This is a genomic window from Sorangium sp. So ce1014 (assembly GCF_051521505.1).
Lineage (GTDB): Bacteria > Myxococcota_A > Polyangia > Polyangiales > Polyangiaceae > Sorangium.
Genome location: NZ_CP150356.1, coordinates 11,662,933 through 11,685,430, shown reverse-complemented (window position 1 = coordinate 11,685,430; position 22,498 = coordinate 11,662,933). Strand labels below are relative to the sequence as shown.

Below are 22,498 nucleotides of genomic sequence, written 5' to 3'. Positions count from 1 at the left end.
TCAGCAACGAGAGAGCCCGAAGCATGCGTCGGATCGAACGCTCAGGGCTTTTCCCAGAGATGCTGACGGCGAAGTAGTTCACTGGCGATGTGACGTGCATTGCAGCGGGGCAGCACGGCGCGACGATGAGGCCGCTCGCTATGCAAGATGAACGCCTCGCTCCCGCCGGGCGCGATCATCGTTCCTGGACGAGGTCGCCGCGGCGGCCATGACGGGGGTCGCTCGACCCGCTGCGCCGCGGGCCGCGTCACGCGCCCTGCGTCGATGACGCGACGGCCCCCGGGACGTCGTGCGACGCCGCCGAGGCCGCGGCCCTCGGTAGCGGTCGGATTTCAACAGGCCGGCGGGACGGAGGGAGGAGGGCGGGAACGGGAGAGCATGGATCCCCCCGACTCCATGTGAATGATCACGAGGAGGGCGCGACCCAGACCGGCCCTCAGGCGGTGGTCTTCAGGCATGCGTAGAGCGCCGTCGCGAGCGCCTCGGCCCGCGCGTCGGTCGTGAGCGCGAGGATCATGCGGTTCGGGAGAAACCCGAACCCTACCCGGGAGACGGGATCCGCGAAGCCGATCGCGCCGCCGAACCCGGGGTGGCCGAAGGCCTCGTCGTGCGGGCCCATGGCCAGGCTCGCCGAAGGGCGCATGTAGCCGAGGCCGATCCGGACCGGGTTCCCCCAGATGCAGTCGTTCCCGTCGTAGTGCACCTCGGTGTGGCGAGCCATGGAGTCGGCCGAGACGAGCCGGGTGCCCGCGAGCTCGCCCCCCGAGGCGAGCAGGGCGTACAGCCGGGCGACGCCGCGGGCGGTCCCCACGCCATTGCGGGACGCGAGCTCCGCTCGCCAGAACGTCGGATCGTTCATCGCCTCCCGGATCAGGTCCCCGAAGCGCCGGCCGGGGCTCAGGAACATCGCCTTGCCGGGCGCCGAGTCGGCGTTGATGAACTTGTAGAACTGGTCGGTGTCCGTGATCGGATCGGGGATCAGCCACGCGGCCCGCGGGTGCTCGGCCTCGGGCAGCCCGATCCAGTACTCGGCCCCGAGCGGGCCCGCGATCTCGTCGCGCAGGTAGGTCCCCAGGCTCTTGCCGGTGATGCGACGGACGATCTCGCCGACGATCCAGCCGTAGGTCGTCGAGTGGTAACCGCACTGCGTCCCCGGCTCCCAGACCGGCGGCGCCGCCTCGATGAGCCGCGCGATGACCTCGACGTCGAGCAGCGTCTCGGGGCGATCCAGGCGCACGCGCAGCTCGGGGTCGGGGAACCACGGCAGCCCCGCCTTGTGGCTGAGGACCATGCGCACCGTGATGCCGCCTTTGCCCTGGGAGGCGAACTCCGGCCAGTACGCGGCGACCGGCGCGTCGACGTCGAGCTTCCCCTGGTCCGCGAGCCGCTGCGCCACAAGCGCGGTGACGCCCGTGGCCACCGAGGCCCCGCACGCGATCGTGTCCTCGGTCCACGGGACGCCGGGGCGGGCCTCGCCACCCCAGAGGTGGGCGACCTCGACGCCGTCGACGTAAGCGCAGAACGACGCGCCGGCCTCGTCCTGTCGCGTGAGGTTCTCGACGAACGCGTCGCGTACGCGCTCGAAGCCAGGGGCCACGCTTCCTTGGATCATCGGCTGGGTGCTGGTCACGGATCGGTCCTTGGTAAGGAGGGGGTACGCGGGGCGGGATCCGCCCTCACACCGCCATCATCGCCCATCTGGCGGCGCAAGGGATGACGAGCGTCGATTTCGTGCGCACGCCGCGGCTCCCACCCGCCGCCGACGGCATGCCTTGACCATGCGACCGGTCGGTCATATGACTGATCGGTCGCATGCCGAAGAGCACGTTTTATGGGCTTCCGGAGGAGCGGCGGGACCGCCTCGTGCGCGAGGCGATCGCCGAGTTCGCCGATCGGACCTACGCCGAGGCGTCGCTGTCGCAGATCGCGCGCCGCGCCCGCATCCCGAAGGGCAGCTTCTATCAGTACTTCGAGGACAAGCTCGATCTGTACCGCTGGCTGCTCACCGAGGAGGCGCCGCGGCGCAAGCGCGAGTTCGTGGGCGCCGCGTGCCTCGAGGGCGACTTCTGGGCTCGCCTCGAGGTCCTGATCGAGCGAGGCATGGCGTTCCTCGTCGAGCACCCGCGCCTCGCCCGCCTGTCCGCCGCGGCCGCCGATCCGACGGCGGACGTCGAGGTCCGCGGCCTGCACCGGGCGATCTGCGAGGCCGGCGTCGCCGAGCTCCGGGCCTTGCTCGAGCAGGGGCTCGCGAGCGGCGCCCTGCGCGCGACCGACACGAGCCTGGAGGTGGCGACCCGCCTTGTCGCCGCCGTCATCGGCCCGGGGTTGACCGATGTCGTGCTCCAGGAGCTCGGGGCCGAGCTCCACGAGGTGCTGGCCTCGGACTCGCTGCGCAAGCAGCTCGGCCCGAAGCGCCGCCGCCGCCTCGCGCAACAGGCGGTCCGGCTCATCCGGGGCGGCCTCGGCGCGGACGCCGCGTAGTTTCACAAGGAAGGGAGCTGTCATGATCACGTACGACTTCTCCGGGCGGGTCGCCCTCGTCACCGGGGGCACCTCGGGCATCGGCCTCGCGACGGCGCGCGCCTTCGCGCGCGGGGGGGCGCGGGTCGCGGTGGCCGCGCGGGGCGACGACGCCGGGCGGCGGGCCTGCGCGGCGCTCTCGCGGGAGGGCGCGCCGGCGCTGTTCGTCCAGACCGACGTGCGCGACGAGGCCTCGGTGCGGCGCGCCGTGGAGCAGACGGTGCAGCGCTTCGGCCGGCTCGACGTGGCGGCGAACTGCGCGGGCGTGGGCGGCGACATGGCCCGCCTGGAGGACACCGATCAGGCGGTGTGGGACGGCGTCATGGCGACAAACGCCCGCGGGGTGTGGCTGGCCATGCGGCACGAGGTCCCGGCGATGCTCGAGTCGGGCGGGGGCGCCATCGTCAACATGAGCTCGATCTACGGCGTCGCCGGGAAGCCGGCGCACCACGCGTACGTCGCGTCCAAGCACGCGGTCGTCGGGATGACGCGGTCGGTGGCGCTGGAGGTCGCGTCCCGGGGCATCCGCGTGAACGCCCTCTGCGCCGGCGTCACCCGCACGCCCGCCATGGAACAGGCGGAGGCGCTCGCGCCCGAGCTGGTCCGGGGGCTCGTGGGGCAGCACCCGATGGCGCGCATGGCGACCGAGGACGAGATCGCCGGCGCCGCGCTGTGGCTCTGCTCGGAGGGCGCGGGCTACGTGACCGGCGCCGCGCTCCCGGTCGACGGCGGCTTCCTGGCCGCGTGAGGCACGGAGGTCCTTCGAGGCCCTGCTCTCACCCAACCTCACGACGGAGCTCTCCGGGCCAATGCCCCCACCCCCCGACGGAGCCTCGGTTGCGCGGGCGGTCACGGGCTGTTACACATTGCCGCTGACGCAAGAGGAGAGTGCTCCGGTGAAGATCAGCTCCTGAATCGGTCTCCGTCGCAGGTCGCGAGCGCGCCAGGTCGGATGAGCCTGCCCGCGCAACGCAGCCTGCCCGTCCCGTGACCGGGCCGCGTGGCCCTCGGATTCAGGAGCTTGTATGTCGTCGTTGCGCGCGCATCGTCTCTCTTTTTGTTATTCCGACGCGTCCCCGGTCCTCGCGGGCGTCGATCTGTGCCTGACGCCCGGCTGGTACGGGATCGTCGGGCCGAACGGCGCCGGCAAGACGACGCTCCTCCGGCTCTTCGCCGGCGATCTCGCGCCCGACGCGGGCAGCCTGCGCCTCGAGCCGCGGGGCGCGGCGATCGCGGTCTGCCCGCAGGCCGTGGAGCACGCGGACGCGGCGATCGGCGCGCTGGCCGAGGCCGAGGGCGGCCTCGCGCGCCGGCTGCGCGGCGAGCTCCGCCTCGATCCGGCGGAGCTCGGGCGCTGGGCCACGCTGTCGCCCGGCGAGCGCAAGCGGTGGCAGATCGGCGCGGCGCTCGCCGCCGAGCCGGACCTGCTCCTGCTCGACGAGCCGACGAACCACATCGACGCGGACGCGCGGGCGCTGCTCGCCGGCGCGCTCGGCGGATTCCAGGGGATCGGCGCGTGCGTCTCGCACGATCGCGAGCTCCTCGACGCGCTGACCGTCGGCACGATCCGGGTCGAGCAGGCGGCGGCGCGGCTCTATCCCGGCGGGTACAGCGCCGCCAAGGAGCTCTGGGAGGCCGAGGCGCGCGGCCGCGAGGAGGCGCACCAGCGGCTGCGCGCCGAGGAGCGGCACCTCCGCCGCCGGCTCGGCGAGGAGCGGCGCGAGCAGGCCTCGGCCGACGCGGAGCGGAGCACGCGGAAGCGGATGAAGGGCCCGCAAGACAGCGACGCCCGGGGCCTGCTGGCGGACTACCGCGTGTCCACGGCCGAGGCGCGGCTGTCGCGCACCGTGGGCGTGACGCGGCGCAAGCTCGAGAAGGTGTCGGCCGAGGCGGGGACGTTCGAGTTCGAGAAGGCGGTGGGGCGCAGCGTGTTCGTCGGCTACGAGCGGTCGCCCGCGCCGTGGCTGTTCGTGCTCGACGCGCCCGAGGTCCGCGCGGGCGGCGGCGATGGCCCCGTGATGCTGCGGGACGTGCGGCTCGGCGTCGGCCGCGAGGACCGCATCCGGATCGCCGGCCCGAACGGCGGCGGCAAGACAACGCTGGTGAAGGCGCTGCTCGCGAGCGCGCGGGTGCCGCGGGAGAAGGTGCTCTATGTGCCGCAGGAGCTCGGAGAGGCGGAGGAGCAGGCGCTCATCGCCGCGGCCCGGCGCCTGCCCCCGGAGGAGCGCGGGCGGGTGATGTCGCTCGTGGCGGCGCTCGGCGTGGAGCCGGGGCGGCTGCTCGCGTCGGCGCGGCCGTCGCCGGGCGAGGCGCGGAAGCTGATGATCGCGCTCGGCCTCGGGCAGCACGCGTGGGCGCTCGTGCTGGACGAGCCGACAAACCACCTCGATCTGCCGTCGATCGAGCGGCTGGAGCGCGCCCTGGCCGACTACCCGGGCGCGCTGCTCCTTGTCACCCACGACCGGGCGTTCGGGAGGCGCTGCACGTCGATCCTGTGGACCGTGGCCGAGGGCGACGTGCGGGTCACGTCCGACGACGCCGGCGCGTGACCCCGGCCCGGCGCCGCGGCCTCGACGGACGCTGCGCCCCGCGGCGGCGGCGCGGATCGCGCGCCGCCGCCTGGGCCGCGCTCAGTCGATGGCCGGCGTGCCGCCCATCTCCTTGAGCACGGCGTCCGCGCCGGACACCGCGTCCATCACCCACTGCATGTAGCGGTGATCGACGTGGATGGTCCGGGTGATCGACGGCATGAAGAGCCAGTCGGACGCCATCGCCTCGTAGTTGCCGTCGAAGGCGAGGCCGACGAGCTCGCCGCGCGCGTTCAGCGTGGCGGAGCCGGAGTTGCCGTTCGTGATGTCGAGATCGCTCAGGAAGCAGACAGGGACCTCGCCGAGGTCGTCGTCCACGTACGGGCCGAACCGCCGCTCGCGCGCGGCCTCGAGCAGGGCCTCCGGGGTGTTGAACGGCGGCTTGCCGGTGGTCTTCTTCACGACCTCGCTGAGGACGGTGAACGGGCGATAGACCGGCTTGTCGAGCTCCGGGCGGTAGCCCCGCACGGTGCCGTAGGTGATGCGGAGGGTGCCGTTCGCGTCGGGCGCCAGCATGCCGCCCCGGTACGCGCGGAGCGCCTCGACGAAGCGGGGCTTCACGAGGGTCATCGCCCCGGCGTAGGCCTTGTCCCGGGCCTCGATGGCCTTGTCGACGGGCGCGAGCGAGAGGGCGAGGCGGATCATCGGATCCTGGCTCGCGTTGAGCTCCTCGGTCGTCGCCGTCTTGAGCAGCTTGACCCGGGTCGCCGCGTCCTCGAGCGCCGTCTTGGCGTAGAGGGCGTCGACCGCCGCGGCGAGGGCGGCCTCGGTCTGCGCCTGCCCGCCCACGAGGCTCCCGATGAGCGCCGGCCTGTCCTTCGGATCGAGCCGCAGCGCGCGCTTGAGCGCCAGCTTGAAGGTGCTCCGATCGAGGGTGCGGTCGTAGGACTTCTGCAGCGACACCTGCGCCTGCTCGAGCCGCTCCCAGTCGCGCTCCTGGTACCCGGCGTCGCGCTCGGCGTCGGCCTTGGGCCGCTCCTCCGCCATGCGCACGAGGGTGACGGCCGCGTCGAGGAGCCTCGCGGACGAGAGGATCTCGGACACGGCCGCGTCGTGCTCGCGCGTCTTGCTCTGCTCGGCGTGCACCGCGGCGATCTTCTCGATCGCGCCGCCGTAGGCCGCCTTGCGCTCCGGCTCGGCGTCGATCCAGGCCTTGAGCTCGTCCTCTACCCTCGCCTTCTCCTTGGCCAGGCCGCCCTCGACAAGCCCCTCGAGGAGACCGCGCGTCTTGAGCAGGTAATTGCTGTAGCCCTGGATGGACGAATGCGCCTTGATGCGCACCGCCGGGTCGTTCTTGCCGAGCTCCTCCAGGAGGGCGATCGACTCCTCGTAGAACGACACCCGCTTCGGGTACTGCCATGACACGGCGGACTCGACCTCTGCCGCGGTCCGGAGCCGGCTCGTCGTGCCGGGATAGCCGGCGACCATCACCAGGTCGCCCTGGTTGAGCGGCGCGGAGGCGAGCTTCAGGTGGTGCGCCGGGCGATACGGCACGTTGTCCTCGGCGTGGCCCGCGGGGCGGTTGTCCTTGCCGACATAGGCCCTGAAGAAGGCGAAATCTCCGGTGTGACGTGGCCAGCGCCAGTTGTCGATATCCCCGCCGAAGTTGCCGATGGCCTCGTGCGGTGCATAGACGATGCGGACGTCCTTGATCTCCAGCTGCTCGATCAGGGAAACCTGGCCGCCGCCGAAATACTCGGCGATGGAGCAACGGATCTCCGGGCGCCCCTGCTCGCACGCGGCCACGAGCTGCTTCTTGCGCCGCTCGGTCTCCTCGTATCGCTCGAGATCGCCCTGGATCGCCTCGATTTCGCGCCGCACCTCGCCGGTGACGTCGCGGAAGCCGCGGGTGACGAAGACGCGCGCGGTGGGGCCGGCCCACCGCTCCTCGGCGCGGGATCTCGCCAGGTAGCCGTTCGTCAGGAGGTCCTGCTCCGGGGTGGAGTTGTACTGGAGCGCCCGGGTGGCGCAGTGGTGGTTCGTCGCGATGAGCCCGTCGGGCGAGACGAACGACGCCGAGCAGCCTCCCAGGCTCACCACCGCGCCGAGCGGGGCCGCCGTGGGATCGGTGAGCGACGCCGGATCGATCTCGAGCCCGAGCGCCTCGAGCTGGTCCTTGTGCTGCGCCATCTGCTCGGGCATCCACATCCCGCCCGGGTTCTCGAACGGCGTCCCCTGGCCGGGCCCCGAGGCCGGAGGCTTCGTGTCGCCCGCTTGCGGGCGCTCCGACCCGCAGCCCGGCGCGAGCGCGGAGAGGGCGAAGAGCGCGAAGAGCGCGTTACCACGCAGAGAGGAATGAAACATGCGGTGTTGTTACCATCGCGGTTGGATAAAGCAACCACACCGCATCTCTCGAGCAGCCCCAGCACCGCGTCGCATGAGCTCTTTCCTGGCTTCATGTGAGAAGGAACCACAGAGACACAGAGGACACAGAGTTTCTTTGTTCTCTCCTCTGTGTCCTCTGTGCCTCTGTGGTTCAAATTCGCCTGCATCACAAAACCAGGAACGAGCCAGCGCGAGGTTCGCCTGCTTCAGCGCGTTTGCCGGAAAGCCATGTTCTCTGCGTCAGGCGGCCAGACTGGCATTCACGGCATCGCTGTCGATTCGCCCTCGGGGACGGCGTCTCGCGCGCCCGCGCCGAGCGCCTCCTCGACGGCGCGATCGATCTCGTGCTGGCCGAGGGCCCGGTCGCCGGCGCGGGCGCCGAGCCGCTCGATCGTCTCCAGCGCGGGATAGGTGAGCCGCCGGAGGTCGGCGGCGTTCACCTGCGTGTGGCCGCTCCACTGCCGGAAATACGTGTCCACGAGCGTGGAGCTCAGGAAGGCGCGCAGGCCGCGGGCGAGGAGCGGCGGCAGCCCGGCGCCGCTCCGGTGAAAGACGTTGAGGTGGTTCTCGAAGCCCACGCGCGCGCAGGGCACCGTCGCCGGATCGAAGACGGCCGCCGTGATGCGCCGGCGCTCCTCCTTCGAGGAGCAGCGCTTGACGACGACATAGATCCCGCTCGGCATCCAGAGATGGGCTGTCGCGGCGCAATCGACCAGGGCGTTCGGCTTCTTCCCGGGCCTCGGCCAGCGGACGACGCCGGCGTCGAGGTGCGCGGGGTAGATCAGCGGCGCCGTGTCCGCCGCGGGGTCCGGGCGCAGGAGCGCGCGGGCGCGGAAATCCACGACCTTGCCCGTGGAGATCGAGAGGCCGAGATCCGCGAGGCGCGCGGGCAGCCGCGCGAACGCGTCCGCGACGTCCTTCCCTGCCTGATCCGGGACGACGTGGATGAGGCGCTCCGGGTCGCCCGGCCGCACCACCTCGGCGTGGGGGACCTGCCGCGCCGCGATCGGCCCGTCGTCCGGGCCGTTGCTCGACGAGATGAGCACGGCGCCCGGCGGCGCGCCCTTCACGCCGCAGAAGACGACGTTCTCCTGCAGGATGTCGTCCTCCGCGAACGCCGCCGTGCGCGACTCGAAGACGTGCACCCGGCGGAGCGACATCTCGCGGAGGAACAGCTCGCGGAAGGCGCGGAAGTAAGGACCATTGCAGAAGCTCCTCGGCGTGATGGCGACGAGCTCGCCCCCGGGCTCGAGGACGCGCACCGCGAGCGCCAAGAAGGCAGCGTAGAGGTTGTTCGCCTCGATCCCGGCGCAGCGGAGCGCGCGCCGGGCCGCCGAGCCGGCGCCGAGCTTCTTGTAGGGCGGGTTCAGGATCGCGTGGGTGAAGCGCGCCCGCGGCCCGGGCAGGGAGAGCTCCTCGACGGCCGCGGCGATGAAGTCGGCGCGGACCGCGCGCCCGTCGAACGCGATGCCCGCCGCACGGCACGCGTCGCGGCAAGCGCGCATGCCTTTGGAAAGATGCTTTACCAGCGCCGGATCGAGCTCGTAGCCGACGGCGAGGATGTCTGTCGGCGCGTCGGGCCGGGAGCACGCCTCGGCGACGAGCGCCGCCGTGAGCGAGCCGACGCCGGCGCCGGCATCCAGGACGCGGACCGATCCGCCGAGGCGCTCGAAGAGCGACGCCATGAACGAGGCGAGCCGGGGGGGCGTCAGGAACTGGCCGAGCTCGGATCGCCGGGCGGGGTCGAGGCGCCGGCAGGCCTGCGCGCGGTGGCGATCGACCGTCTGGATCAGGGACGCCGGCGGCGAGCGCCGGAGCTCTCGGGCCGCGCTCATCGGCTGGACGCCATGGCTACCCGGGGGAGCGGATCGTGCCGGGGCGGCTCAGTCGACCTGGTGGAGCCGGAACGAGGCCACCGCCCCGCTGGTCTCCAGACAGCGATGGATCCAGGTGGCGTCGCGCGCGCGCACGGCGATGAGCCGGACGTCGCCGGCGCCGTCCAGCGTCTTCAGGCCCTGGAAGCCGACAAGCTCTGCTTCCTGGACCGTCATGACCTGCGCTCCGGTCTCGTTGATCACCTCGGCGGTGAGCAGGTCGGCGCTGGCTGTCCCCGGGGCGAGGTACACCTCGAACACGGTCATCATGGGACCATGGTCGCCGGACGGCGCGGCGCCGACAAGGGCCGTCGTGCGCGGCGCGGCGCTCACGCCGGTCACGCCGGTCACGCCGGTCACGCCTTGCCGGCGGCCTCGCGCTTCGTCTCGAGCTCCTCCCACCGGCTGACGAGGCGCGCGGCCTCCTGCTTGGCGCGCTCGAGCTCCGAGAGCAGCCCCGCGACGTCCGCGCCGCGGCTCGCGTACAGCGTCGGATCGGCGAGCTTCGCCTCGAGCTCGACGACCTGCTGCTCGGCCGCGTCGATCCGTCCGACGATGGCCTCGAGCTCGGTCCGCTCGGCGAACGAGAGCTTCGGCTTGTCCCCGCCGCGCGCGGCGGTCTTTGCCTGCGCCTGCGCGGCCCGGGGCTCCGCCGCCTGCGCCTTCGCGGCCCGCGCGTCGGCCTCCGCCGCGAGCGCGGCGTGAGCGCGCTGCTCGCGGTAGGCGTCGTAGTTGCCGGCGTAGCGCACCACGCGGCCGTCGCCCTCGAACGCGAGGATCGAGGTCGCGACGCGGTTCAGGAACCAGCGGTCGTGGGTCACGACGAGCGCCGAGCCCTCGAGCTCGATGAGCATCTCCTCGAGCGCGGCCAGGGTCATCACGTCGAGGTCGTTCGTGGGCTCGTCGAGGATGATCACGTTGACGCTCTGGGTGAGCATCTTCGCCAGGGCGACGCGCGCCCGCTCGCCGCCCGAGAGCGAGCCCACCGGCTGTCGCGCCTTGTTCGGGTCGAAGAGGAACCGCTCCAGGTAGCTGCGCACGTCCATGGATCGGCCGCCGATCTCGACGCGCGTGTGCGAGCCCGCGATGTTCTCGAAGATGGACTTGTCGAGGTCGAGCCCGCTGCGGTGCTGGTCGAAGTAGGCGACGCTCGAGTTCTTTCCGAGCACGACCTCGCCTTCCATCGTGGGCCCCGCGGCGGCCGCGCCGTCGCCGGCGGCCTCGATCTGGCCGAGGATCGCCCGGAGCATCGTTGTCTTGCCGGTGCCGTTGCGGCCGACGACGCCGACGCGCTCGCCCTTGGTCAGCGAGAAGTCGAGGCCGCGCACGAGCCATTTGCCGTCGACCGCGAGGCCGAGCTTCTTCATCTCGAGGATGGTCTTGCCGGTGCGCACCGAGTCCACCGAGAGCTGCGCTGTCCGCTCGGCCTTCGGCGGCGGGGCGGACTTTGTCGTCTCGGCGCGCTGGATGCGCGCCTTCTGCTTGCCGGTGCGCGCCTTCGGCTGCCGCCGGAGCCACTCGAGCTCGGTGCGCAGGAAGTTCTGCCGGTTCGACTCGGTGCGCGACTCGAGGGCGAGGCGGTCGGCCTTCTGCTCGAGGTACTCCTCGTAGCCGCCGTCGTAGCTGTAGACCTTGCCCTTGTCGATCTCGAGGGTGCGCTCGGCGACGCGGTCGAGCAGGTAGCGATCGTGGGTGATGAGGAGCAGCGCGCCGGGGTGCTCGTCGACGAGGAAGCGCTCGAGCCACTCGACGGTCTCGACGTCGAGGTGGTTGCTCGGCTCGTCGAGCACGGCGAGGGCGGGCCGCGACACGAGGAGGCGGGCGAGCGCGACGCGCCGGCGGTCGCCGCCGCTGAGCACGCTCATGGGCGCGTCCGGCCGGGTGACGCCGACGTGGCCGATGATGGTGTCGACCCGGTGCATCATGTCCCACCCGCCGAGGCGCTCGATGTCGGCCGCGACGGCGGCCTGCTCGGCGAGGAGCGCCTCGGCGTCCCCGGTGCCGGCCGCGAGCGCCCGGCTCACCTCGTCGTGGCGGGCCTTGGCGGCGTACCACGCGGAGAGCCCGGCGAGCACCACGTCGCGCGCGGTGTCGGACGGCTCGAAGACCGGGTCCTGGGAGAGGACGCCGATCTCGGCGCCGCGGCGGCGCGCGATGGTGCCGCTGTCGGGCTGCTCGAGGCCGGCGAGGATGCGGGCGAGCGTGCTCTTGCCGGAGCCGTTGACGCCGACAAGGCCGACCCGCTCGCCCGTGCGGATGTTGACCGTGACGCCATCGAGGACGGTCTGGGGACCGAAGGATTTGTGGAGATCGTGAGCGGTGAGGACGGGCACAGGGGGCGGAGCTTAGCGCAGCCAGGGAGGGGTGGGCCGGGTTTGCTCGGGCGCGTCGCGATCAGGGCGTGCTGTTCGGATCGGCGGGCTCGCTGCCAGCCGCGCGCTCGTCGCCGTCGAGGAACCCATCGAGATCGCGATCGACGCCGATGCGGTCCCCGGAGCCCGGCGGCGCGCAGGTGTAGGTGAGCGAGCTGCCGCTCCCGAGGACGACCGCGCGCAGGAAGGCGTCGGCAATCGGGGGCATGAGCTGGGAGTCGCCCGCGAAGTGGTCGTCTCCGACGTACAGGAAGCCGAACTCATGTTGGCCTATCTGGCCCTTGGCGACGAGATCGCACTCGCCCACGTCGGCGCGCGCCTTCAGGAGATCGATGCGCAGCCCGGCCACCGCCTGGCTCATTGTGTTGAGAGTCACCTGCTGCCCGACGATCGGCGCCAGGTTGCTGTCGAAGGCGAGCATGAACTCCTCCATGTTCCGCTTGACCTGCTCGCCCTCCGGCGTGATGGGGATGCCGACCGGGTTGAGGGGGCTCGCGTCGAAGCCGCTCGTGAACTGGAAGAGGCTCGGGACGGTCCCGTCGTGGCTGAACCCGAAGCCACGGATCTGGTCGCCGAGGAATGGATCGGGCGGGATCGAGCCGACGGGGACGGCCGAGCCGAACATGCCGATCTTCTGGTACATGTTGCGCAGGTGCGGGACCTTGAAGAGCTGCGGCGCCAGGGCGAGGCCGGAGCGGCCGTCGGTCCCGAAGAAGCCGGCGAACTGGCCCGCGCTGGGGTTGGCCTCGGGGTCGAGGCGGTGGCAGTCATTGCACGTGCCGTTCGGCGCAAGGATGGTGTCGAAATAGGCGTCGCGCCCGACCTGTTGAGACGGCGTGAGCGAGTTGTCGAGGTTCCGGATCGGGTTCGGCGGATACACGACCTGGAGGATGAAGTCCGTGAGCTTCTGCATCTCCTCATCGGCGAGCGGCGCGCTGCGGCCGAGCAGCGCCACGAATGCCCCGTTGAACTTCTTGAACCCCGCCTCCTCGTCGAACACCCCGTCGTCGGGCTGCGAGGTCGGCTCGTCGTTGCCGCCGGTGCGGTCGCCGCGCCAGTGCATGGGGCCGTGGTTCGCCATGCCGCGCAGGCTCTGCGTGGTCATCGGCCCCTTCATCGGGTGAAAATCCTTGGGCACGCCCCCGGTGGGATCGGGAGGGAAGCCGGGCACCACGAATGGCACGATCGGGCTCGGGTTGTTGAGCACGGTGCCGTCCGGATTGCCGAGGTTCCACGCGAGGCTGTCGAGATCGCCGAACACGTGGCAGCTCCCGCAGGACGAGTCGCCGTGGCTCGAGCTGCGCCGCGCGTCGTAGAGGAACTGGCGCCCCTCGACCACGCTCGGCGGCTCGGGGTTGAACATCGCGTGGCGCGCGATCTCGCGCTTCACCGTGGTGTCGACAACGGCGATCGCGTTGTCGAAGCGGGTGAGCACGTACATGCGCTGGCGCGCCTCGTCGAGGACCATGCCCGTCGGACCGCCGCCGCGCAGCCGGATCTGGCTCGCCGCGCTCGGGACGAAGGTGTCGTTCTCGAGTGCCGCGGTCGAGTAGACGCCGATCTTGGAGGAGCCGAACGCGGCCACGTACAGCCTGGATCCATCGCGGGTCACCGCCATGCCGAGCGGCTGTGCGAGGCTCGCCTCGTTCTCGGCGTTGGGGATGGGGGCGCCGGCGGTGCTGTAGTCGATGTGCTTGTTGAGGTGCCTCGAGGCGACCGCGCCCGCGGCACCGAGCACCGCGATCCGGCTCTCGTGCAGGTGCCCCCGGAGGCTGTCGCCCGCGAAGTCGCCCGGCCCCTCGAAGTTCAGCTCGTTCCGGGCATCGGTGTTCGAGACGTAGACCTTCCCGTTCTTCGGGTTGACGGCCATGTTGAAGAGCACCGTGCCCACGCCCGCGTAGGCGCCCGCCGCTCCCGCGAGCTGCGCCGGCGGGCTTGCGGCCGCGTCGATGACGAACACATCCTTGTCGGGGAGGGAGAACTTCACCTTGTCGTCCCAGAGGCGGCCGAGCGAGTCGACCCAGCTCTGGCCGTCGTGCTTGACGATGACCCCCACCTCGGGCGCCAGGATCCCCTCGAAGTTTGTGTTGGGCCCTGGCACGCCGCCCATCTCCTCGCCCCCGTCCGGCACCGCCTGCTCCGGGATGGTCGTGGTGCGGTTGCCCGAGTGGAACGCGGCCGCATACACGCGCGATCCGTCGGGCGTCACCGCGAGCGCGCGCGGCGTGTCGCCGAAGAGGGTGACGATGGTCAGCGGATCGCCGCCGAGCGACGCCCCCAGATTCCTCGAATCGAAGACCCAGACGTCGGCCCGGCCGACCCCCGGCGTGGTGAGCTGCGGGTCGAAGGGCACGTTCTGACCGCGGTGCGCGGCAGTGATGAACGCCCTCTTCTTGCCGGGGCCGGCGAAGACGATGTCCCGCGGCTCGTCGCCGACGAGCAGCGTGCGCACCACGACACCTCCCCTCCCGCTCGCGTTCACCTTCACCACGCTGACGCTGTCGGAGAGGTGATTGACGACCCACACCTCGTCGTCGCTCCGGGCCGCGACCGCGACCGGATCGAGCCCGACCGGCACGGCCCCCCGGTGGACGAGCCCATCGTTCGTGACCCGGAAGATCTCGAGTCGGTTGTCCGGCGTGTTCACGGCGAAGAGCAGCTTGCCGTTCGGCGAGAGGGCGAGCGGCCGGACCTGCCCGCTCTCGAACACCGTGAACGACGCTGCCGAGGCCTCCGCGCCGGCCGACACGCCCACGGCGAGCGCAGCCGCGAAGATGGTTTTGGAAATGACACGACGAGACACGAAGCGCATAAGACCTCCTTGAAAGGACGGCGGCGCACCGTCGCACACAGGAGCGCCGCGTGGCTACGCGCGAGCTTGCACGCAGACACGAAGCAGGCGTGGACGGCGGCCCCGGGTGCTTGGAACGGACCTCGACCTCTCGACGCCTACACGAAGCAATCGAGCGTCGCCGCATCACGCATCAGAGCAAACCTCGCACCAGCCGAAAGGCCTCCCCTGACCACAGGGCCATCCGCGACGACTGCGCGTGCTTGCGCGACTTGAGCAGAACGTGCGCAACCGCCGCCGGCGGCTCTGCTCAATTCGAGCGACCGGAGGGCAACGGCGTGATGCGCCGCGGAGTCGCCGGTGCGCCCCTCGCGAAGATTGCCCCCATCGGCAATCCTCGGGTAGCGACGCGCCGCCCTGCCGAGCGATGGAGCGGACCGCGACGGTGCGACATGGGCAGGTCAGTAGAACGAGCCCTATCGTGGCCCCATGAAGCGGACCCGCCCGAACCGCGCGCATCCAGGAGGACAACTGCGAGACGGCGAGCCACGCGGCGCGGACCTGAGCCCGCGGCGCGGAGCTCAGCGCGCGGCGCCGTGGTCGGGGGGGCCGGCTCGGTCCTGTTCGTGATCGCCTGCCCCCGGAGGCATCTTCTCGGGGTTCTTGCGCCAGAACTCTCTCTGGCACCACCCGGGGAGGAGCTGCTCCACGATGACCCCCGCGGCGGAGAGCGCCTCTTCGTGCTCGTGCCAGTCGGTGTCGCACGCGTTGACGATGGTGCTTTGACCACCGGCCGAACGATGCGCGAGGTGCGCCGCCACGAGCTTCTTGTCGGAGTTATCGAAGCGCGCGAGCCCCTCGGGGACGACGGCGTACTCTCCGTCGTACTCCACGGAGACGAACGCCGCCGTCCGCAGCTTCTCCATCGCCACGACGAGACCGTAGTCCTGGGCCGTCAGCTTCTTCTTGTACTCGCGCAGGAGGCCGCGGGCCCTGTCCATGATCAGGCGGCGCCCGTGGTCGCCACGGAAATCTCTGAGCCATGCGAAGACGATCCTCCGCTCGTCCGCGGGGACGTGGGTGTCCTTGAACGGCGAGGCCGGATCGGCGGCGCTCGCGACGATGAGCACGTTGGTGTCGACGACATGATCAGCCACGTCGCTCGTCCTTCTCCATGCGGTCGAGCATCCGCTCCACCTGCCGCTCGACCTCGCCCACCGTGTCACCGAAGAACTTGTCGGGCCAGTTCGCGACCCGCCCGTACTCGTTCACCTCGAGCGGCTCCAGCACCGATTCTCCGCCATCGCACCTGGCAAAGTACATGGCGCACTCGTCCGGCGTGATGCGCTCTTCGGCCATCAGGGTCTGGATCCGCCGGAAGAGGTGCTCCGAGTGCGTCTCCACGAGGAACTGCACCCTGCGCTCTCGCGTCGCCTCGACGAGCAGATCGCCGAGCGCCGATTGCGCCAGCGGGTGCAGGTGGAGCTCGGGCTCCGACATGATCACCGTCGAGCCCTCGGGCGCGAAGTACGCCGAGGTGACCACGGGCAGGACCTGGGAGACGCCGAAGCCGACGTCGAGCAGGTTCGTCCGATGCCCCTGGAAGGTGATCATGACCTGGAAGAACGTCGTCGCGTGGCGCTCGATCTCCATCCTGTCCGCGACCCCGAGCCGCGCGAGCCCCGCGGAGACCTGCTCGACGAGGCGGCCCCGCTCGGACCCGTCGGCGTGGCGGCCGACGAGGCTCGCGATCAGCGCCGGGATCGCGTGCTCACCGCTCGAGCCGAGCTGTCCGACCGAACGCCCCGTCCAGGCGTGGTGGCGCGTGGGCACGCTCCGGTGGGGCCCGAGGTAGGCGAGCCGCTGGAGCTCCCGCGTCAGCGCGAGCGCGAGATCCTGCGCGTCCGCGCCCTCGGCGCCCAGGGCAGCGACCGCATCGGCCGAGAAGCCGACAGAGCGCTCGGGCTCGTAGGCTCGCCGGGTCCGCCGGTCGTCTGGCAAGGGGCCGCTCGGCGCGGAGAGCGCGTAGGTGCCGTCTCGCTGGCGTGCGACAGCATAGGAGCCGCCGGCAGTGACGTACGAGAGCCGCTGCACGCAGGGGATTTCGTCCTCCGCGGCACCATAATCCACCTCGTACTCCACGGAATCGAGCGTGCGTGGCTCGGCCCCCTTGCCGATGCTCACCGGGCCGAAGGTCAGGCGGAACCCGAGCTCGGCGCGACGATCGCCCCCGGAGACGACGTCGGAGAGCCTGCCGAGGTCCAGCATCTCACCGGGATGTCCGCCCAGGTTGAGCGCCAGCGACCGGTCGGGCGACTCGACGGTTTGCTTCAGGAGCAAGAGCGGCTGAAGCAGGCTCGTCTTGCCGGCCGAGTTGACGCCGAGGACCAGCGTGAGCGGCTTGAGGTCGAACAGATGTGCGCCACGCCAGGCCTTGAAGTTCCGGAGTCCGAGCTTCGTGAACATCCTCTGCTCCTTTTTTTCACTGAGGGCTCACGCCTCATGCAAACGCCGGGTGCGCAGCTCAGCGGTCGGGCGGATCGGCCCGGTAGTCCGGCCTCGGACCGGCCGACGCGGAGGGCACCCGCGCGCCCGGCGTCGCCCGCTCCGCGCTCCTCGCGCCGGGCGGCGCCGCCGAGGGCGCCGCGCCGGCGTCGCGCGGGGGCGCCGCGCCGGCGTCGCTCGGGGGCGCCCCCGCGCCGCCCGTCTCCCCGCCCGACCCGACGAAGCGGACGCGCCCGAAGCGCCGCGCCCGGTGGAAGTTGCCCTCGCCCAGGATGGGCGACCACGCCACGCCGCCGTTGTTCTGCATGGCGTAGAAGTTCATCCGCCACGCGTCGCCGGGCGAAGGCGGCGCCGCCTTCGCCTTCGCGAACGAGCGCCACGGGATCTTCGCCTCGACCACGTACCCTCGGTCCTCGTCCGAGTCGTCGTCGATCGTCCCTCTCAGCACCACCGCGCTCGCGAGCCCCGCGCTCCACGCCTGGTGGCCGAAAGGCCCGCTCGCGCCGCCCCTCGGAGCGTTGTAGTCGTCGAACTGCGAGTCGAAGACGAGGTTCTGGGGGCTGATCTGGATCTCGTAATAATCCTTGTTGTCGCCGTCGCCGTCGGGGTCGATCATCACCTCGACGGTGTCCCGCTCCCAGAGGTGCGGATCCCGCGCGTCCTGCGGGAAGCCGCCGGTGATCGTCCCGTCGCTGACGTCGAAGCCGACGTAGAGGAACGCGTCGTCCCAGAGCAGCCGCGCCTCGCCCTGCGTCGGCAGCGACAGGTCCTCGCGGCCCGTGCCCACGTTGACGAACGGGCCCGTCCTCGCCGCGGCCTGCCACGCCGGCTCGTCCAGGCGGCCGTCGATCGCGACCGCCGCGCCGGGCGCGAGCTTGCGCACCGAGAGCTCCTTCACGGCGGCAGGCTGTCGTCTCTGGCCCTGGCCGGCGCCCGCGCCGCTGCTCGCCGGCGCCCGGCCAGCGGCCCCCGCGGGCGCCGTCTCCTGCTCGCCCCCGCCGCCCCGGGAGCACGAGGCCCCGGCGACCGCGGCGACCATCGCCAGGGCCCGCGCGCACGCGCGGGCGTGGGCGAGAGCGCGCCGCTGGCTGCAGGGCCGGCGCATCCGGCCGCCGCTACTTCCGGCCCTTCTTGCGGGCGTCGCGCTCGCGCTTGCGCTGCGACTTCTTGGCGTTGCGCTCGCTGGCGCTGAGCGTCTTCATCTTCGTCATGTTCGGGCCGCCCGCACCGGCGCCCCCGAAGCCGCCCATGCCCGGCATCCCCATCCCCGGAAAGCCCATCCCCGGGAAGCCCATGCCCGGCATCCCCATCCCCGGCATCCCGGGCATGCCCGGCATCCCGCCCCCGGCCATCATCTGCTTCTGCATCTCGCGCATGTTCTTGGCCATGGCCGCCTGCTTCATGCCGGGGATCTTGCCCATCAGGCCCATGTTCTGGCCGAGGCCGCTCATCATCTGGCGCATGAAGAGGAACTTCTGGACGAGCTCGCTCACCGCCTCGGGCTTGGAGCCCGAGCCCTTGGAGATGCGCTCCACCCGCTTCGGCTCGCGGACCAGCGCGTACGGGTCGCCCTTCTCGAACGGCGTCATCGACTGGATGATCGCCTGGATGCGGACGAGCTCCCGATCGTCGAGGTTGACGTCCTGCGGCAGGCCGCCCGGGAACATGCCGCCGATGGGCAGCTTGTCGACGAGGTCCTTCAGCGACCCCATCTTCTGGATCATCCGCACCTGCTCGAGGAAGTCGTCGAGCGTGAAGTCGCCCTGGAGCATCCGCGCGGCGTCCTTCTCGGCCTTCTTCTGGTCGACGACCTCCTCGAAGTCCTGCATCAGGCCGACGACGTCGCCCATGCCGAGGACGCGGCTCGCCATGCCGTCCGCGCGGAACGGCTCGAGCTTGTCCACCGTCTCGCCGATGCCGCTGAAGAGGACCGGCGCGCCCGTGACCTCCTTGATGCTGAGCGCCGCGCCGCCGCGGGCGTCGCCGTCGAGCTTCGTCAGCACGACGCCGCTGATCGACAGCCGCTCGTTGAAGCCGCGCGCCGTCTTCACGGCGTCCTGGCCGATCATCGCGTCGACCACGAGGAAGATGTTCTCCGGCGACGTCGCCTCCTTGATCTGGGCGAGCTCCTGCATGAGCGGCTCGTCGATCGCGAGGCGGCCGGCGGTGTCGTAGATGATGACGTCGCGGCCGAGCCGCTTCGCCTCGGCGCGGGCCGCGGCGCAGATCGCGACCGGCGACTCGCCGGGGAGGTTGAAGACGGGGACCTTGAGCTGGTCGCCGAGCACCTTGAGCTGCTCGACGGCCGCGGGGCGCTGCATGTCGGCCGCGACGAGCAGCGGCTTGCGCCCCTGCTTCTCGAGGTAGCGCGAGAGCTTCGCGCAGCTCGTCGTCTTTCCGGAGCCCTGGAGGCCGACCATCATGATGCCCGTGGGGCCGCCGTCGGCCCAGGCGATCTCGTCGCCCTCGTGGGTCATCATCGCCTCGAGCTCGTCGTGGCAGATCTTGATGAAGTGATCGCTCGCCGAGACCTGGTGGAGCTCGCCGGCGTGCTTCACGCGCGTCTCCAGGGTGCGGCCGACCGCGGCCTGCTTGACCCGGGCGAGGAAGGCCTTGACCACCCCGATCTCGACGTCGGCCTCGAGCAGGCTCAGCCTCACCTCGCGTAGCGCGGCGTCGATGTTGCTCTCGGTGAGCTCCGTGAGCCCGGCGAGGCGGTTTCTGGCCTGACGAAAGCCCCGTGTCAGCGTGTCGAACATGGCAGGGCGGGTCTTAGCACAGGGGACCGCGAGCGCGGATCCCTTGCCCTGCCGGAAGCGATCTCTCTCGCCCGGCGCGGGCCGTCACATCCCGATCCGGGCGGCGCGGCGGAGGTTCGAGAGCGCCTCGGCGCACTTCGGCATGATCTCGGCGCTCTCCTTGACCTTGGCGTCGGCCGCGGCGAGGTCGGTGAGATCGGACAGCGCCCCGGGCCCGGCGGCCCCGTCGGGCGCCTCGAGCAGGGCGCGCACGCGCGCCTCGGCGGCCGTCGCGTCGAGCAGCAGGCGGTAGGCCCGCGCGCACGTGTCCCTGGCGCTCGCGGCGGGAGGGGTCGACGCGGGCTGCCGCTCGAGCTCCGCGAGCAGCGCCTCGCGCGCCGCGCGCGCCTCGCTCGGGGCGTCGCGGAGGACGTCGATCGCGTGCAGGAGCGCGTCCGCCTCCTGCCGCTCGGCCGACCGGCCGCACCCGGGGGCCGCCGCCAGTACGGCGAGGGCGGCGAGCGCCGCCGCGATCCGCCGCGCTGCCGTCCCCGCTGCCCCCGCGCTCCCCGTCACGCCGGGCGCCCTCAGTCGGTCGCCTTCGCGGGGGACGGGCCCATCTGGATGCGCTCGCCGAGGTAGGAGCCGATCAGCGTGAACAGCACGCCGATGAGCGCCATGATCACGTACATGAAGAGCGGCATCGTCCGGACGGTCTGGCTCTGCAGGAGGTAGAAGACGGTCGGGATCGCGACGAGGAACGAGGCGACGACCGGCTCGAGGAAGGTCTTGCCGGGCGAGATCATGCCGAGGAGGACGCCGCCGATGAACCACACCGGGATGGCGACGATCATCCCGTTCGACCCCTCGAAGTCGAGCTGCTGCACGATCATGGGGAGGCCGCCGACGAGGGCCGCGGTGAGCACGCTCTGCAGGACGAGGGCGATGAGGCACCAGAGGATCGAGAAGCCCTCCTGCTGGTAGCGCCGGTGGCGGTCGAGCTCGGAGTCGCGGAAAGGCTGCAGCGAGCCCATCCGGGCGCCGCACGAGATGCAGCGCCCGCTCGCCGTCACGGAGGCGTTGTTCGCGCCGCACGACGGGCAGACGATGGAGCTGTCGTTCTTCGAGGCCATCGCGGCTAGGCTAGGCAAGCCGCCGCGGGCGGGCAAGCGCGCGGCGACCGGAACCGCGCCGGGGCGGGGTTGTCTTGGACAGGGCGGGCCTGCTCCGGGGCGCTCATCCCTATCCATCCCGCTGCGTTCCCGCGCGCGGGAGCGGGATGGATAGGGATGAGCGCGCGCGGCGCGGCTCCCTGCACCGCGGCCGGCGCTCCGGCTGTATACTCGACGAAGCGTGCCCACCGACCCGACCTCGACCCTGGAATCCATGACGCGCGGCCCGGGCGGCCCTGGCCTCGACGTGACGGGGCCGGATCCGGAGCTGCTCGCGCTGCCGTCGCCGCCGAGGCAGGAGCGCACGGTCACGGTGGTGCTGATGGCGGTGACCGCGGTGGCCGCGCTGTGGATGGCGATCGCCGTCTTCGGGGAGGCGCGCTATGCGCTGTCGCCCGGTCGGCCCGTCGACGTGGGGGAGCTCGCGCCGCTGCGCCCCACGGCGGATCTCGCGAACCGCTACGTGCGGGCCGTGGCCCTGCTCGGGACGCACGGCGCGCTCCGGTATGGCCGGGCCGCGGAGGGCGATTCGTTCCGGCTGGCGCCGGTGGCCGGCAACCCGGGGGTGTGGGTGGAGATCCGGGTGCCGGAGGGGTTCGAGGGGCCGCGCTTCGTGCCGCCGAGCTCGTTCGCCGGGCGGCTCGTGCCGTTCAAAAGCGCGGGCATCCGGCACGCGCGGCTGGCCGCCGAGGTGGAGGAGCAGACGGGGACGGCCGTCCCCGGCGACGCCTGGCTGCTCATCGACGGCAGCTCGCCGCGCGCGTCGCGCTGGGCGGTCGCGCTGTTCGCGCTGTTCCTCGGGTTCGCGGGCTGGAACCTGTTCGGGATCGCGCGGGTGCTCCACCGCGTGCGGGACACGAGGGACGCGAGCGCCGCTTCTTGACGCGCTCGTCGCGGGGGAGCAGGACGCTGCCTGTCCACCGATGCCCAGGGTCACCTTCGTCAACGAGCACAGGACGGTCGAGACCGAGCCGGGTCGGCTGCTCAGCGCCATCGCGGCCGAGCTCGGGATAGCGGTCTGCCGCGAGACGTTCCGGGGCACGGGGATCGGCGATTACACGTGCTGGGTGAAGGGGGAGCCCGGCGCGACGTCGCCGCTGACCTTCCTGGAGAAGCTGCTCGGCGCGCGCGGCCAGCGGCGGATGGCGAACCGGACGCGCGTGCTCGGCGACGTGCAGGTCTGGACGCAGGCCGGCCCGGGCAACCGGCTGCGCACGCCGCGGCCGATCGCGCCGCCGCCGAGCCCGGCGACCGACCCCGAGGCCCCGCGCAAGCCGATCGACGCGAGCGGCAGCGCGGCGTTCCCGTACGGCGATCCGCGCGCGGTCGGCCACGGCAAGCGGGAGCCGGTCGCGGCGGGCGCGCTCGAGGCGAAGGCGGCGAAGGAGAAGAAGGCGAAGGCGGGCGCGGCGGCGAAGGCGACGGAGGGGGCCGCGGCGAAGGCGACGGAGGCGAGCGCCACGGCGGAGGCGCCGGAGGGCGCGCCCCCCCGGGCCGCGGAGAAGGCGCAGGAGCCTGCGGCTACGGCACCCAACGCCGCGGCAGTGCCCGAAGCAGCGGTGACAGCCGAGGAGAGCGGTGGAGGGGCATCGGAGTAGCCCGGCCACGATCTG

General features: G+C 71.9%; 17 protein-coding genes. 5 read left to right on the top strand and 12 right to left on the bottom strand.

Annotated elements, in window-relative coordinates; translation table 11 throughout:
• Positions 1-436 precede the first annotated feature (436 nt).
• Positions 437-1,630 (bottom strand): serine hydrolase domain-containing protein, encoded by a 1,194-nt coding sequence (locus tag WME75_RS44035; RefSeq protein WP_437483955.1) that lies wholly within the window; start codon positions 1,628-1,630, stop codon positions 437-439.
• A 182-nt stretch (positions 1,631-1,812) separates the two neighbouring features.
• Here WME75_RS44035 and WME75_RS44030 point away from each other — a divergent pair, with 182 nt between their 5' ends.
• The 3 genes from WME75_RS44030 (at position 1,813) to WME75_RS44020 (ending at position 5,069) form a co-directional block, all read left to right on the top strand.
• A complete protein-coding gene (locus tag WME75_RS44030; protein WP_437483953.1) occupies positions 1,813-2,481 on the top strand; it encodes a TetR/AcrR family transcriptional regulator in 669 nt (222 codons plus the stop codon).
• Positions 2,482-2,503: 22 nt separating this feature from the next.
• Positions 2,504-3,268: an SDR family NAD(P)-dependent oxidoreductase gene (locus WME75_RS44025; RefSeq protein WP_437483950.1), complete on the top strand. Its 765-nt coding sequence runs from the start codon at positions 2,504-2,506 to the stop codon at positions 3,266-3,268.
• Positions 3,269-3,545: 277 nt separating this feature from the next.
• Entirely contained in the window at positions 3,546-5,069 is a 1,524-nt protein-coding gene (locus WME75_RS44020) for an ATP-binding cassette domain-containing protein (RefSeq protein ID WP_437483947.1), read from the top strand.
• A gap of 81 nt (positions 5,070-5,150) precedes the next feature.
• Here the strand turns inward: WME75_RS44020 and WME75_RS44015 are convergent, their stop codons facing one another.
• The 11 genes from WME75_RS44015 to WME75_RS43965 form a co-directional block, all read right to left on the bottom strand.
• Positions 5,151-7,412 (bottom strand): S46 family peptidase, encoded by a 2,262-nt coding sequence (locus tag WME75_RS44015; RefSeq protein WP_437483944.1) that lies wholly within the window; start codon positions 7,410-7,412, stop codon positions 5,151-5,153.
• Positions 7,413-7,693: 281 nt separating this feature from the next.
• Positions 7,694-9,268, bottom strand: a complete 1,575-nt coding sequence (locus tag WME75_RS44010; protein WP_437483941.1) for an Eco57I restriction-modification methylase domain-containing protein — start codon at positions 9,266-9,268, stop codon at positions 7,694-7,696.
• Positions 9,269-9,316: 48 nt separating this feature from the next.
• Positions 9,317-9,658: a hypothetical protein gene (locus WME75_RS44005; protein ID WP_437483938.1), complete on the bottom strand. Its 342-nt coding sequence runs from the start codon at positions 9,656-9,658 to the stop codon at positions 9,317-9,319.
• 5 nt (positions 9,659-9,663) lie between these two features.
• Complete coding sequence (locus WME75_RS44000) at positions 9,664-11,640, bottom strand: ABC-F family ATP-binding cassette domain-containing protein (protein WP_437483935.1); 1,977 nt, start codon at positions 11,638-11,640, stop codon at positions 9,664-9,666.
• A 61-nt stretch (positions 11,641-11,701) separates the two neighbouring features.
• Complete coding sequence (locus WME75_RS43995) at positions 11,702-14,491, bottom strand: YncE family protein (protein WP_437483932.1); 2,790 nt, start codon at positions 14,489-14,491, stop codon at positions 11,702-11,704.
• 560 nt (positions 14,492-15,051) lie between these two features.
• On the bottom strand, positions 15,052-15,627 hold the full coding sequence (locus WME75_RS43990; RefSeq protein ID WP_437483929.1) for a hypothetical protein: 576 nt from the start codon (positions 15,625-15,627) through the stop codon (positions 15,052-15,054).
• Positions 15,620-16,936, bottom strand: coding sequence for a DUF3696 domain-containing protein (locus WME75_RS43985; RefSeq protein ID WP_437483927.1), 1,317 nt, complete (start codon positions 16,934-16,936; stop codon positions 15,620-15,622). Before WME75_RS43985 ends, WME75_RS43990 begins: the two co-directional genes overlap by 8 nt.
• A gap of 58 nt (positions 16,937-16,994) precedes the next feature.
• Positions 16,995-18,080 carry a carbohydrate-binding family 9-like protein gene (locus WME75_RS43980; RefSeq protein WP_437483925.1) on the bottom strand — a complete coding sequence of 362 codons (1,086 nt, stop codon included), beginning with the start codon at positions 18,078-18,080 and terminating at the stop codon, positions 16,995-16,997.
• A 10-nt stretch (positions 18,081-18,090) separates the two neighbouring features.
• Positions 18,091-19,734 carry a signal recognition particle protein gene (ffh, locus tag WME75_RS43975; protein WP_437483922.1) on the bottom strand — a complete coding sequence of 548 codons (1,644 nt, stop codon included), beginning with the start codon at positions 19,732-19,734 and terminating at the stop codon, positions 18,091-18,093.
• An 84-nt stretch (positions 19,735-19,818) separates the two neighbouring features.
• The gene (locus tag WME75_RS43970; RefSeq protein WP_437483919.1) at positions 19,819-20,289 is read right to left on the bottom strand and encodes a hypothetical protein; all 471 of its coding nucleotides are present in this window, start codon (positions 20,287-20,289) and stop codon (positions 19,819-19,821) included.
• 11 nt (positions 20,290-20,300) lie between these two features.
• Complete coding sequence (locus tag WME75_RS43965; RefSeq protein WP_437483916.1) at positions 20,301-20,846, bottom strand: hypothetical protein; 546 nt, start codon at positions 20,844-20,846, stop codon at positions 20,301-20,303.
• A 220-nt stretch (positions 20,847-21,066) separates the two neighbouring features.
• Here WME75_RS43965 and WME75_RS43960 point away from each other — a divergent pair, with 220 nt between their 5' ends.
• A complete protein-coding gene (locus tag WME75_RS43960; RefSeq protein WP_437483914.1) occupies positions 21,067-21,768 on the top strand; it encodes a hypothetical protein in 702 nt (233 codons plus the stop codon).
• A 40-nt stretch (positions 21,769-21,808) separates the two neighbouring features.
• The gene (locus tag WME75_RS43955; RefSeq protein ID WP_437483911.1) at positions 21,809-22,483 is read left to right on the top strand and encodes a hypothetical protein; all 675 of its coding nucleotides are present in this window, start codon (positions 21,809-21,811) and stop codon (positions 22,481-22,483) included.
• Positions 22,484-22,498: the final 15 nt, after the last annotated feature.